The organism is Sphingomonas sp. SORGH_AS_0789 (assembly GCF_031453055.1).
Taxonomy (GTDB): domain Bacteria; phylum Pseudomonadota; class Alphaproteobacteria; order Sphingomonadales; family Sphingomonadaceae; genus Sphingomonas.
The window spans coordinates 3346706-3360140 of the sequence record NZ_JAVIYV010000001.1 but is presented as its reverse complement, the minus strand read 5'-3'; the positions used below and the strand labels follow the sequence as shown (position 1 = coordinate 3360140).

At 66.9% G+C, this 13435-nt stretch carries 8 protein-coding genes; 4 read left to right on the top strand and 4 right to left on the bottom strand.

The features are described 5' to 3' along the window. The first annotated feature begins 118 nt into the window (after positions 1–118). The 4 genes from QE360_RS15350 to QE360_RS15335 all read left to right on the top strand — a co-directional run bounded on the left by QE360_RS15350 (position 119) and on the right by QE360_RS15335 (position 8353). Positions 119–3175 carry a TonB-dependent receptor domain-containing protein gene (locus QE360_RS15350; protein ID WP_405052611.1) on the top strand — a complete coding sequence of 1019 codons (3057 nt, stop codon included), beginning with the start codon at positions 119–121 and terminating at the stop codon, positions 3173–3175. Positions 3176–3340: 165 nt separating this feature from the next. Then, positions 3341–5239: an AI-2E family transporter gene (locus tag QE360_RS15345; protein ID WP_309702887.1), complete on the top strand. Its 1899-nt coding sequence runs from the start codon at positions 3341–3343 to the stop codon at positions 5237–5239. Continuing rightward, a complete protein-coding gene (locus QE360_RS15340) occupies positions 5236–6354 on the top strand; it encodes a YihY/virulence factor BrkB family protein (protein ID WP_309702884.1) in 1119 nt (372 codons plus the stop codon). Before QE360_RS15345 ends, QE360_RS15340 begins: the two co-directional genes overlap by 4 nt. Positions 6355–6451: 97 nt before the next feature. Continuing rightward, positions 6452–8353, top strand: a complete 1902-nt coding sequence (locus QE360_RS15335; RefSeq protein ID WP_309702882.1) for a prolyl oligopeptidase family serine peptidase — start codon at positions 6452–6454, stop codon at positions 8351–8353. A gap of 64 nt (positions 8354–8417) precedes the next feature. On the opposite strand, the gene QE360_RS15330 is transcribed toward QE360_RS15335, so the two are convergent. From QE360_RS15330 to QE360_RS15315, 4 genes are all read right to left on the bottom strand, one after another. Next, the gene (locus tag QE360_RS15330; RefSeq protein ID WP_309702880.1) at positions 8418–9047 is read right to left on the bottom strand and encodes an OmpA family protein; all 630 of its coding nucleotides are present in this window, start codon (positions 9045–9047) and stop codon (positions 8418–8420) included. After that, positions 9044–10879, bottom strand: coding sequence for a sodium:proton antiporter (locus QE360_RS15325; protein WP_309702878.1), 1836 nt, complete (start codon positions 10877–10879; stop codon positions 9044–9046). Before QE360_RS15325 ends, QE360_RS15330 begins: the two co-directional genes overlap by 4 nt. Positions 10880–10978: 99 nt before the next feature. Next, the gene (locus tag QE360_RS15320) at positions 10979–11569 is read right to left on the bottom strand and encodes an NAD(P)H-dependent oxidoreductase (protein WP_309702876.1); all 591 of its coding nucleotides are present in this window, start codon (positions 11567–11569) and stop codon (positions 10979–10981) included. 54 nt (positions 11570–11623) lie between these two features. After that, a complete protein-coding gene (locus QE360_RS15315) occupies positions 11624–13429 on the bottom strand; it encodes a DUF885 domain-containing protein (protein WP_309702874.1) in 1806 nt (601 codons plus the stop codon). Positions 13430–13435 lie beyond the last annotated feature (6 nt).

The following is a 13435-nucleotide window of genomic DNA, read 5'->3' as shown; positions in this document are numbered from 1 at the left end:
CGAGCCGGTAACTTTGCGTGCCGTAAGCGCTCCCGCACCGCAGTGCCAGATCATGGCGAGTATCAAACTGGCGACAAAAGTCGCCGCTGCGTGAACAGGGAAGGGCTTGGTGACTTTGATGAATTCCGCATTGTGTACCCTGCGGTTTGGGATTTCGACGGTGGCTCTGCTGACCGCGATCGCTGCTCCGGCTTATGCGCAGGAAGCAGTGGCGCCACAGGCGACCGATACCGCCGAGCAGGCCGAAGCGCCGCAGACCCCGGTCGCACAGGATGCGAATATCCAGCAGCGCCCCGCCGCGCCCGTGGCGAAGCGCGAGGCACCGCAGAGCGGCACGGTCGTCGTCACCGGCACGCTGTTCCGCGATTCCAACGCCAGCTCGATCTCGCCGGTTACCGTCCTGACCTCCGCGACGCTCCAGCGCGCGAACATCACCACCGCCCAGGACGCGATCCGCTCGGTCTCGGCGGACAGCGCGGGTTCGATCTCGACCGGTTTCCGCAACGGCTTCTCGGCGGGCGGCGCGGCCGTGTCGCTGCGCGGTCTGGGCGTTTCGTCGACCGTGGTGCTGATCGACGGCCTGCGTTCGGCGAACTTCCCGCTCAACGACGATGGCCATAACGCCTATGTCGACCTGAACTCGATCCCGTTCAGCACCATCGACCGCATCGAAGTGCTGAAGGACGGCGCCTCCTCGACCTATGGCGCGGACGCGATCGGCGGCGTGGTCAACCTGATCAGCAAGAAGAATGTCCAGGGCATTCAGGGCTCGGTCCAGGGCGGCACCACCGAAAAGGCCGATGGCTCGCACTATCGCGCCACGCTGACCGCCGGGTTCGGCGACTATCGCGAACAGGGCTTCAACTTCTATGTGAACGGCGAATATACCTATGACGGATATATCACCAATCACTCGCGCGGTTACCCGTTCAACACGCTCGATCTGACCCCCAGCGGCCTGCTCGACCGTAACCGCAACGATGACTCGCTGGTCCAGCCCAACCCGCAAGCGGTCGTGACCCGCGTTCGGCAGACCGATCTCAACAATCCGCTCGCCGGTCAGGTCGGTGCACCGCTGACCAACCAGTATCAGCTGCTGATCAATCCCAGCGCCTGCCCCTTCGGCAGCTTCACGGTCTCGTCCGGTTCGGCGCAGGGTACCGGTTGCAAGCACAATCTGCCCGACGAATATTCGATCATCCAGCCGCGCCAGGAGCGTTACTCGACCACGGCCCGCCTGAACGTCCGCCTGGCCGAAGGCTGGGAAGCGTTCGCGAGCGCCAGCTACTCGCATTCCGAGGTCGATATTCGCGGCACCCCGTCGGGCATCCGCCAGACCCAGCCCTTCGGCGGTTCGGCGGCGCTGGCCTCCAGCAGCCCCGGCATCGTCCTGCCAATGTATGTCTGCTCGGCGGGTGTGAACTGCGCCACGGCGGCCGATCGCCGTCTGAACCCGAACAACCCCTATGCGGTTGCCGGTGCCGATCCCACGCAGAGCGCGGCGCGCATCTACTATCTGTTCGGCGACATCCCCGCCAACAGCCATCGCTATGTCGACGTGTTCCGCGCGACCGGCGGTATCTCGGGCGATCTGGGCGGCGGGTTCAAGTTCCGTCTGAACGGCGTCTATGCCCGCGACAATTTCAGCGTGACGCAGCGCGGCTTCATCAACATCCAGGGTCTGCTGAACGCGATCAACACGGGTTCGTACAACTTCGTCAATCCGGAGCAGAACACGGCGGCGGTGCGCAACCAGATCTCGCCGGATCGTACCACGCCGTCCTATTCGACGGTGGCGACGATCGGCGGTTCGCTGCTCAAGTCGCTGATGGAACTGCCGGGCGGCGAACTCAATGTCGGCGCGGGTTTCCAGATCCGTCGCGAGACGCTGATGAACCGCAACCAGAATGCGGACCTCAGCTATTATTCGCTGAACACGTCGTCGGCACAGGGTCGTCAGACCGTGACCGCCGGGTTCTTCGAGATCGACGCGCCGTTCCTGCGGACCTTCGACCTGAACGTCTCGGGCCGTTACGACCATTATTCGCAGGGCTATAGCCACTTCTCGCCGAAGGTGGGTGCGAAGTTCACCCCGGTCGAGCAGTTCTCGCTGCGCGCGACCTATTCGCAGGGCTTCCGCGCACCGACCTTCGCGGAAAACAACCCGGCCAGCAGCTATTCGGGCTTCTCGTCCTTCACGCCGCCCGCCAGCTTCATCGCCGCGCATCCGGGCAACAGCGCCTATACGAGCACCTACAGCATCGGCAGCGGCTCGACCGGCAATGCCAATATCCTGCCCGAAGTGTCGCGCAGCTTCACCGTCGGCACGATCTTCAAGCCGGTGAACTGGTTCAACCTGACCGTCGACTATTACAACATCAAGAAGTCGAACCTGATCGTCAGCGGACCGCTCCGCGCCCAGGCGATCGCGGCCTATTACGGACAGACCAACGCGACCGCCGGTTGCGCCGCGCTGGCGGCGGTGGGGCCGGGCTATCAGTGCAACGTCATCGATGCGCCGGATCCCAACAACCCCAACGCGCTGCCCCGTCTGCTGGTGTTCAACGTGCCTTACGTCAACGCCAACTATCAGGTCAGCTCGGGCATCGACGTGCAGGCCAATGCCGCTTTCGAGCTGGCCAATGGCGCGCGCCTGATCAGCCGCCTCGACGTCACCCGCGTGCTTCGCCTCGATCTGGTGACCCCGGCGGGCGTGGTGCAGAAATATGCCGGTACGCTCGGGCCTTACCAGCTCTCGTCGGGTGGCGGTACGCCGCGCATCCGTGGCAACTGGCAGAACTCGCTGGAGGTGAACAACTTCTCGATCACCGCGACGACCTATTATGTGGGTCGGATCAAGCAGGTCGCGGCCGATCAGATCACCCCGGTCAACGGCGTGATCGACCTGTCGTGCAAGAACACGATGGCGCCCATCGTGCAGGGCAGCGACGTGAACAACCAGTGCTATATCCGCCCGTTCATCTACACCGACCTGAACCTGGGCGTGCGGGTGAACGATCAGTTCCGCTTCTTCTTCAACATCCAGAACCTGACCAACGCCCGCGCTCCGCTGGCGGCGGCCGCCTATACCAGCAATCCGAACTATCTGAGCAGCTGGCATTATGCGGGCCTGGTCGGCCGCAACTTCAGCGCTGGCGCGAACTTCAACTTCTAAGCCAGTACGCCTGACCCTTGCGCACCGGACGGACTTTATGTCCGCCCGGTGCGCTTTTGTTTTCGGGCCGGTTCGTCGGCGACGAAACCGGGCCCGAACGTCCGCGCAAGAATGCGTGGACCAAAGTCGATCAGCGGGAGTTTGCGTTTTCCGAAGGGAAAACAGATGAACGATCGATCGGGGCAGCAGGCATCGGCCGCCAGTGTGACCGCCGCCAAGGTGCCCAGCCGCGACGGATTGCTCGGCCTGGCGGTGGCCGTCGTCGTGGTGGCGGGGCTGTTCCTCGCCAAGGACGTGCTGATCCCGATCACGCTGGCCGTCCTTCTGTCGTTCGTCCTTTCGCCGATCGTCCTGCTGCTGCGGCGGTTGCGGATCCCGAAGGGCCTTGCCGTGTTCGTCGCGGTGCTGAGCGCGCTTGGCGTGCTTGGCGGTATCGGGACCCTGGTCGGCGTCCAGGCGGCGTCGTTGTCGGACGAGGCGCCCCGCTATGTCACCAGCATCCAGTCCAAGATGGAGAATGCGACGGGTTTCCTGACCAGGTCCCTGCCGTTCCTGGGCGCCAACAGCTCGGCCCCGGCGGTAGGCGCCGATCCCAGGCTGGTGCGCGGCACCCGAACCCACCCGCTGAACGTCCGCGTCGTCGAGCAGAAGGCACCGGTCCTGCGACAGGTCGGCGGCTATCTGGAGCCGGTCCTTGCCCCGTTCGAGACGTTCGTGATCGTGCTCGTCGTGGCGATCTTCATCCTGATGCAGAAGGAGGATCTGCGCGATCGGCTGATCCGGCTGTTCGGATCGTCCGACCTGCATCGCACGACCGCCGCGATGGACGATGCCGGGCGACGCCTGAGCCGCTATTTCCTGTCGCAACTGGCGGTGAATGCCAGTTTCGGCCTGACGGTCGGGATCGGCCTGTGGTTGATCGGCCTGCCGGTTCCCGCTTTATGGGGCATATTGGCGGGCGTGCTCCGCTTCGTTCCCTATATCGGCGCATTGCTGGGGGCGGCCCTGCCGCTGGTGGTCGCGGCCGGGATCGATCCCGGCTGGTCGACCATGTTGATGGTGGCGGGGCTGTTCATCGTCCTCGAGCCGGTGATCGGTTATGTGATCGAGCCGCTTCTCTATGGCCATTCGACAGGGCTTTCGCCGCTGTCGGTCGTGCTGGCGGCGGTGTTCTGGACCTGGATATGGGGGCCGGTCGGGCTGGTCCTGTCGATGCCGCTGACCTTGCTGCTCGTCGTCCTCGGGCGGCATATCCCCAGCCTGGAATTCCTCGACGTGCTGCTCGGTGATCGCCCCGCGCTGACCCCGGTAGAGAGCTTCTATCAGCGGATGCTGGCCGAAGACCCCGACGAGGCGCTGGAGCAGGCCGAAAGCCAGCTCGCCGACCGGTCGCTGACCGCTTATTATGATGAAGTGGCGCTGGCCGCGCTGAAGCTGGCGGCGGCGGATGTCGAGCGCGGTGCGATCACCCGCGACCGCGCCACGCGCGTTGTGGACTCGATGCTCGTCCTGGTCGGCGAGCTGGACCATCAGGACGATACCGCGAGCCCGCTGGAACCGCGCGGCGGATTGTTGCGGCCGCTGCCCGACGACCGTTCGGGCTTCGATGAAACGGCGCCCGCTTCGCTTCCTTCGGCGCCGTCCGGCTGGGAGCAGGGTGGCAGCGTGTTGTGCATCGCGGGGCGCGGCGTGCTGGACGATGCCGTCACCGCGATGCTTCAGCAATTGCTGACGAAGCGGGGCTTCGGTGCGAACCGGGTGCCGCACGAGGCGGGGTCGCGTGCCAATATCGACCGGCTCGATGCGTCGGGCGCCCGCATGGTGTGCATATCCTATCTGGAGATTGGCGGGTCGCCCTCGCATCTGCGCTATCTGGTCCGCCGTATCCGCTCGCGCGTCGGGCCCGTCCCGATCCTCGTCGGGCTTTGGCCGGAAGGAGAGGCGGCGCTGACCGACCGCGAGATCCAGCGGACGCTGGGTGCGGACATCTATGTCGGCACGCTGGGCGCGATGGTGGAGGCCTGTCTGGACCATGCCGGGGCCGAGCGGGAGGCGGCGGCATGACCGGGGCGGACGATCGTGCAGGCGAAGGCGCCCGGACGCCGTTGCAGGTGCCGCCTCGCGGCTGGCTCGCCATTCTCCGGCGAACCTGGGCGGAGATGGGCACCGACAATATCGGGATCATCGCGGCCGGGATCGCCTTCTACGTCTTTGCCGCGATCGTGCCGACGCTGGGCGCGGTGGTCCTGAGCTATGGCCTGTTCGCCGATGCGGATACGGTTCGGCAGAATGTCGAGGGCCTGTTTGCCTCGCTGCCGCGCGATGCCGCATCGATCATCACCGACCAGCTGCTGACGGTGGTCGAAAGCTCGAAGAACAAGCAGGGCCTGGGCCTCGTCGTCGCCCTGTTGCTGGCCTGGTACGGCGCGACCAAGGGGTCGTCGGCGATCGTCACCGGCCTGAACGTGGCCTATGATACCCAGGAGACGCGCGGCTTCATACGACTGAACCTGTTGCAATTTGCGATCGTGGCCGGGGGCGTCGCGTTGATCTTCGTCGCGATCGGCACGACGATGCTGCTCGCCTTTCTCAGCGGACTGATCCCCGACGCGCCGACCCCGATCCTGCTGCTCATCCGGCTGGGGGGCTATGTGCTGCTGGCCTTGCTGGTCGTCACGGCGGCGGCGATCCTGTTCCGGTTCGGCCCCGATCATCGCCATCCGCACTGGATATGGCTGTCGCCGGGGTCGGTGGGCGCGACCCTGTTGTGGCTGGCGGGAACGGCGGGGTTCGGTTTCTATGTATCGAACTTCGGCAATTATGGCGCGACCTATGGCTCGCTAAGCGCGGTCATCGTCACGCTCACCTGGCTCTGGCTGACCGCCTATGTGTTCCTGATGGGCGCGGAGCTGAACGCCGAGCTGGAACGGCAGGTGGAGGGCGAGGGGGGCGAGGCGAAAACCGCAACCGATGGCCCGGTGACGCCGACAAAGCCCGATCCGGCGCAGGAACCGGCGGCCAGCACCCCGACCGCGACCCTGATGGCCTGGGCGGGGAACGGGACCATGGCCACGATCGGTTTCGCCCTGTTGCGCCGGGGGCGGCCAGTCGGGATCGTCGCCCTTTCGCTTGCCGCGCATGCCGCATGGCGAGGCCGGTCGCCGCGCCGCCGGGTCTGATCCCTCCACCGGGCGAGCACAGGCTATCCGTGCGCCGGGATGTGGCTTAAATGACGGCCGCAGACCCTGCCGCCTTGCCTCGTTCGAAGGATGTTTCATGCGTCTTCCCGTTGCCCTGCTCCTTGCGTCGTCTCTCGCTTTTCCGGTGCAGGCGGCCGTCCATCGCTATGGCGGCCTGACCCTCGCGCCGTCGGGTGGAGAGGTGGCCACGATCGAGTTGGACGGCGGCACGCATCCGGCCGTCGTGCTGCGCAATGCCGGGGACGGGCGGGTGGTGCGCCGGATCGATCCCTGCGCGACGTGTAGCTATTCGGGGCTGACCTTCACGCCCAAGGGGGACGGCGTGGCCTTTCTGGCGCGCGACCGGGAGCGGGGCGTCGTGACCCTGATGATCGCGCGTGGTGACGGGGTACGCCCGGTCGCGACCGTCGAGGGGCTGGCCTCGACCCCGCGCTTCTCGCCCGATGGCAAGCGCGTGGCGATGCTCATCACGCTGGGCGCGACCAAGGATGTCGGTGCGACCCAGGCCGGGGCAAGGCAGGTCGGCGAGATCGGCGTCGCCAATGACGAACAGCGTCTGGCCATCGTGCCGGTAGGAGAGGGGGCGATCGCCAAGGCGATGCCGCTGTCGCCGCAGGGCCGCTATATCTACGAATATGACTGGACGCCCGACGGGAGCGCGCTGGTCGTGACCTCGGCGCTCGGCAATGGCGATGCGAACTGGTGGGTGGCGACGCTCGACCGGGTGGATGCCACCACCGGCGCGGTCACCGCGATCGCCAAGCCGTCGACCCAGATCAACATGCCGCGCGTCTCGCCCGATGGAAAGACGGTCGCCTATATCGGCGGGCTGATGAGCGATTTCGGCTCGATCGGCGGCGATGTCTGGACGGTGCCGCTGGCCGGGGGCACGCCGACCGACCAGACCAAGGGCCAGCCGATCACCTTCACCTCGCTGGCCTGGACCAAGGGCGGGCTGCGCGCCGCGACGCTGCGGAACGACCAGATGGGGGCCGTCGCCATCGAGCCCGGTCGTGCCCCACGTCCGCTGTTCGCCCGGCCGGTGGGCCTCTCCGCCGGGGACGGCCGGATCGCCTGGGATGCGAAGGGCGAGATGGCCGCCAGCGTCGTCGAGGACTTCACCCATGCGCCCGCCATCTATGCGGGGCCTGCCACCGCCTTGCGCCAGATCACCCATGACAATGACACCGCGCAGCCTGCTGTCCAGGCGCGCAGCGTGACCTGGACGAACGAGGGCTTCGCCGTCCAGGGCTGGCTGTTGTCGCCGCTGTCCGCGCGGCCCGGCGTGAAGGCCCCGATGATCGTGCAGGTCCATGGCGGTCCGGCGGCGGCCAGCACGCCGCGCTTCATCGAGAAGGGGTTGGCCAGCGCGTTCGAGGATTCGGGCTATTATCGCTTCCTCCCCAATCCGCGAGGCTCCTATGGTCAGGGCGAGGCCTTCACCGCCGCCAACAAGCGCGACTTTGGCGGCGGCGACCTGCGCGATATCCTGGCGGGGGTCGATGCGGTCGAGAAGCTGGCCCCGGTCGACGATGCGCGGCTGGGCCTGACCGGCTGTTCCTATGGCGGCTTCATGGCGATGTGGGCGAATACCCAGACCAATCGCTTCAAGGCGATCGTGGCGGGCGCCGGGCTGTCCGACTGGGTGAGCTATTACGGGACCAACGGCATCAACACCTGGATGATCCCCTATTTCGGCAAGTCGGTCTATGACGACTACAAGGCCTATGAGGACGTCTCGGCGGTCTATCACGTCAAGACCGCACGCACCCCGACCTTCATCTATGTCGGCGAGCGCGATATCGAGGTGCCGCCGACCCAGTCGGTAGAATGGTGGAATGCGCTGAAGAGCCAGGACGTGCCGACCAGCCTCGTCATCTATCCCGATGCCGGACATTGCGTGCCGACCCAGGCAGGCGATGTGATGAACCGCCAACTGGCATGGTTCGGCAAATATCTGGGCCAGCCCCAGCGCTGACCGCCTGCCCCTGCGGCTGAGGGACGGAGCGGAGATGGCCCCCGCCAGCAGGCGGGGGCGTCGTTCAGGACGGCGTGGCCGGTATCGGCTCGGCGGGTTTCGGGGGCAGGTCCACCTTGATCTCGACACGGCGGTTCCTGTCGCGTCCTTCCGGATCGTCCGATCCGTCAGGCTTGCGGTTGGGCGCGACCGGGTTGGCCTCCCCCATGGCGATGACGGTGATCCGGTCGGCGGCGGTGCCCTTTTCGACCAGATAGTCCCGCACCGCCTCTGCCCGGCGGCGCGAGGCGATCAGGTTGGACGCGTCGGAGCCGTGGGAGTCGCTATGGCCCCAGATCGTGATCGCACCGCCCATGCCGAAGACGGGGTCGGCGATCAACGCGTCGATCTGCGCAAGCCCCTTGTCATCGGGCTTGGCGCCCTTGGCGGGGAAGGCGATCGTCAGGTCGATCGGCTCGGGCGTCGGCGATGGGGTGGGGGCGGGTTCGATGTCCGGGCGGATGATCGATTTGGTCTCCACCTGCTCGTTCGCCATCGCGCTATTGTCGGGCGATGCCGTATTGGCGACGGGCTCGGCCTGCGTGGTGTCGTTCGCGGGCGCCGGGCCCGCTGGCTGACAGGCGGCGATGCCCAGCGCGAGGGTCATCGCCGCGAGCGATTGCGCGGCCCGTTCGTTCAGCCTCTTGGTCGTCATGCGACAGCCTCTCCATTCTGGAATTGCAGTCTAGCCTCCGGATCCGCGTGGCGCGAGGGTCCATAGGACACGACGATGTCGCCCTTTTGCGGCATGGGCCGCGCGGCGTGGGTGAAGAAGCGGATGCGGCCGTCCTTGCGCAGGACGAACAGCATGTCCGCCTCGTCCGGCAGCGCCGATCGGGCATGGTCGAAGTTGAACTGTTCGCTGATCCGGGTGCTGCGGAAGGTCCAGCCCGCCGCCTCGCGCCGAAGAATATCCTCGACCCCGTGCCCGGCGGTGAACATGGCGCGCCCGCGCAAGGCCCCCGGCAGGCTGCGATGGTCATGATCGTCGCCGCTGCCGCCCAGCTGATAGACCGAGTCCCGGCCGATATGATGGGCGAACTCGCTGCAGACCAGCGCATTATAGGCCTCGTTCTCGGTGGTGGCGACCAGCACCTGGAACTGGCTGAGGTCCAGCCGTTCCTCCGTCGCTTCCGCCAGCAGCTCGCCATGATAGGTCGCGATTCCGACCTGCCGCGCGGCCGACAGCCGCTGCCAGCTCGAGTCCGTGATGCTGACCGGCAGTCCCAGCGACTGGATTTGACGGGCCAGCGCGATGCTCCACGGCGTGCTGCCGACGATCAGCAGCCCTTTCTGCATCGCGCCCGTGACCTTCAGCCAGCGCGCGACGAAGCGGATGCTGAACCCATGGGCGATGATCGTCGCGACGACGACGGCAAAGGACAAAGTGACGAGGATATTGCCGTTGCCATAGCCAAGCTGGTCGAGCCGCAGCGCGAACAGCCCCGACACGGCCACCGCGACCACACCGCGCGGGGCGATCCACGCCACCAGCAGCCGCTCGTTCCAGGGGATCTTGCTGAAGGCCAGCGCGATCAGCACGGTCGCCGGACGCACCACGAACAGCAGCGCAAGCAGGAAGGCGGCGAACCGCCACTCGAACAGCCGCAGCACCTCGAAATTCAGCGAGGCCGACAGGATGACGAACACGCCGGAGATCAGCAGGACGGTGACATTCTCCTTGAACGGGTGAATGTCGCGCAGCGAGTCCAGCCGCATATTGGCGACCGCGACGCCCATGACCGTGACCGCCAGCAGGCCCGTCTCCTGCTGGATCAGGTTGGACAGGACGAAGGTGCCGATGACCGCGACCAGCAGGACCGGGGCCTTCAGATATTCGGGCACATGACCGCGCGGAAAGGCCCAGGCGATCGCGCGGGCCATCGCATAGCCGATCAGGCCGGACACCACGGCCGCTCCGAGCAGCGCGACGACCACCGAGATCAGGGTTCCGCCCTGGTCGACGCGCCGGAGATATTCATAGGTGATGACCGCACACAGCGCACCGAACGGATCGTTGACGATCGCTTCCCATTTCAGGATCGCGCGGGGCCGTGCCGCGATGTTGCTCTGGCGAAGCAGGGGGATGACGACGGTGGGGCCGGTCACGACCAGGATGCCCGCGAACAATATCGCCACCGGCCAGACCAGCCCCGCGACATAATAACAAGCCAGCGCCCCCAGCACCCAGCCGAGCGGAATGCCGATCATCATCAACCGGGTGACTGCGCCCTCGGTCTTGCGCAGCTCCCGGAAATTGAGGCTGAGGCCGCCCTCGAACAGGATCAGCGCGACCGCGACCGAGATCATCGGCTCCAGCAATTCGCCGAAGATATGTTCGGGAACGATCAGCCCGGTGATCGGCCCGGCGATGACCCCCGCCGCCAGCATCAGGGCGATGGCGGGCCATCCCGTTCGCCAGGCAATCCATTGCGCACCGATCCCCAGGACACCGATCAATGCGAAGACAAGCGCGTGTTGTTCCATAGGGCCACTTAACACCCGGATACGGCAAAGGTAACCACAGCGGCCGCCGACGCATCGCGCTTGCCCCCCGGTCCGCCGGGCGGTCGCGCGTATAATGGGTCAATAGGGTGGCGCGTTGCGGGCCCGATGTTCGCGCGCGGCCGCCGCCCACCAGCGCAGATCGTCGGCAAAGCGCGGAAAGGCCTTGGTCAGCGCGGCACCGCCCTCACCGGTCGGCTGCCCCTGGTCGTCCAGCGCATGGCCGATGCCGCCCACCGCCAGCGTGCTCGACACGACGACCATTCCCATTTCCGACAGCGTAGCGTGCCATGCGACGCTGGCATGGGCGCCCGCGAGCCGTCCCGCCGAATAGCTGGCGATGGCGGCCGGACGCCAATACCATTCCTCCAGGAAATGATCGGTCAGGTTCTTCAGGCCCGGCTGTTGGCCCCAATTATATTCGCCGGTCACGAAGACGAAGGCATCGGCGCTGCGGATTTTGGTCGCCAGCCGCTCCATCGCCTCGGGAGCCTCGCCCGCAGGATATTCCTTGTACATCCGGTCGAGCATCGGCAGGCCGACCGCCTGGGCGTCGATCAGTTCGGCCTTCGCGCCCCGTTCGCCGAAGGCCCGGACCAGATAGTCGGCCAGGCGGATGCCCTGCCGGTCGGACCGGTACGAACCGTAGAAGATCAGGATAGTATCCGCCATCGCGCACCTCGCGGCCCGATCATGGCCGCATGAGATGATCCCGGCAAGTCACTCCTATCCCCTGATATATCGTGTTACATTGGTGGCCAGCACGTCCAGGGGCACATTGCCGCCGTCCACCACCGCCTGATCGAAGTCGCGCAGGTCGTAGCGGGCACCGAGCGCGGCCTTGGCCCGGTCGCGCTGGGCGACGATCTCGGCGCGTCCGACCTCATAGCCACAGGCCTGGCCCGGCCATGCGCAATAGCGGTCGACCTCGCTCACCGCGTTGCTGCGCGGCAGGCCGGTGGCGGCGATGAACTCGGCGAGCGCCTTGTCGCGCGACCAGCCGAGCGCATGGATGCCGGTATCGACGATCAGTCGCACCGCGCGCCATGCCAGCCCCATCAGATAGCCCAGCCGCCCGGCGGGGTCGTCGCGGTACATGCCCAGCTCGTCGGCGAGCTGTTCGGCATAGAGGGCCCACCCCTCCGAATAGGCGTTGAACGCCAGGATCGAGCGGATGAGCGGCAGTTGCTGGGCATATTCGCCCTGCCAGACATGGCCCGGTATCCCTTCGTGATAGACCAGATCGGGAATGGTGACGCGGTTGTGGATCGACGGGTCACCCAGATTGACCCAGACCTTGCCCGGTTCGCGTCCGTCGATCGTGCCGGGCCCGCCATAGGCCGCCGGTGCGCCCGGTTCCTGCGCCGGGGGCATGCGGCGAATTTCCAGATGTCCCCGCGCCAGACGGCGGAACGCTTGGGGCAGGCGCGGGCGGATCGCGTCGATCCGGCCCTGCATATAGGCGATGATCTCGCGCCGTCCCGCATCGCCGTCGGGGAAGCCGATGCCGGGACGACGCTGATAGGCCATGGTGCGCTCGGCGACGCTCCCTTGGGTCAGTCCTGCCTGGCGCAGGATCGCATCCATCTGCGCCTGCAGATCGGCCAGCCGCGCGCGGCCCATCGCGTGAAGCTCGGTCGCGCTGCGCCGTGTCGTCGTGCCCGCACGCAGGCCCCATGCATACCATTCGGGGCCGTGCGGGCGGCTGTTCATCCCCGCCGCATCGGTCGCCACCGCCAGCTGCGCGCGCAATTCGGCCAGCTGTCGCTCCAGCGCGGGCACGATCGCGGCGCGGACGATCCGTGCCGCCTGCGCGGTCCAGTCGCCGGGGATGGCGGCCGCCTTGCGTGCCAGCGGACCGATCAGCGGTCCGTCGCTCTTTGTCGCCTCCGCAATCGTGCCGGTCATACCCGCAATCGTCTTGTCGAGCAGGAAGGAGGGCGGCACGACGCCCTGCTGGCGCGCCTGGCGGATACGCGTCGTCTCGCCGTCCAGCTGGGCGGGCATGGCGGCGAGGCGGGCCAGATAGGCCTCCGCATCCGCCTTGTCGCGGACCGGCTGGTCGCCGTCGAGCATCTGCGGCACGTCCAGCCACGCCCCGACATTCTGGATCACGGCATAAGGCGTGTTGCGCCAGTCGCCGATGGTCGCCACGCCATAGGGCAGGGCCATGCCTTCCAGCGCGGTGCGAAAGGCGGTCTCGACCACCGCCAGGCTGGTCGCGGTCGCGGCATCCAGGCCGGTTCGCGGCACCCGCGCCAGATCGCGCAGCCCCTCGCCAAGGAAACGCTGCCGCGCCGCCACGCCCGCCGGCGAGCGATCCTCCAGCGCGCGCCGCAGCCCGGCATGCACGCCGGTATCGACACCCAGACTGGTCGCCCGCTCCGGCGCCAGCGCCAGCAATTGCCAGGCCAGCCGGTCGAGTAGGGCGCCCGCGTCGCCGGTCGCGGCGGCCAGTCCCTGGGTCGACGCCGTGACGGAAACGGCGCAGAGCCCGATCAGCGTGTCGCGGCGGGAAATAGCTCTGTTCATTCCCGA

What these genes read in the sequence shown, in the direction of transcription:
- QE360_RS15335 (WP_309702882.1), top strand. Translation starts at nt 6,452, where the DNA reads ATGCGTCTTCCCGTTGCCCTGCTCCTTGCGTCGTCTCTCGCTTTTCCG.
- QE360_RS15350 (WP_405052611.1), top strand. Translation starts at nt 119, where the DNA reads ATGAATTCCGCATTGTGTACCCTGCGGTTTGGGATTTCGACGGTGGCT.
- QE360_RS15325 (WP_309702878.1), bottom strand. Translation starts at nt 10,879, where the DNA reads ATGGAACAACACGCGCTTGTCTTCGCATTGATCGGTGTCCTGGGGATC.
- QE360_RS15320 (WP_309702876.1), bottom strand. Translation starts at nt 11,569, where the DNA reads ATGGCGGATACTATCCTGATCTTCTACGGTTCGTACCGGTCCGACCGG.
- QE360_RS15330 (WP_309702880.1), bottom strand. Translation starts at nt 9,047, where the DNA reads ATGACGACCAAGAGGCTGAACGAACGGGCCGCGCAATCGCTCGCGGCG.
- QE360_RS15315 (WP_309702874.1), bottom strand. Translation starts at nt 13,429, where the DNA reads ATGAACAGAGCTATTTCCCGCCGCGACACGCTGATCGGGCTCTGCGCC.
- QE360_RS15345 (WP_309702887.1), top strand. Translation starts at nt 3,341, where the DNA reads ATGAACGATCGATCGGGGCAGCAGGCATCGGCCGCCAGTGTGACCGCC.
- QE360_RS15340 (WP_309702884.1), top strand. Translation starts at nt 5,236, where the DNA reads ATGACCGGGGCGGACGATCGTGCAGGCGAAGGCGCCCGGACGCCGTTG.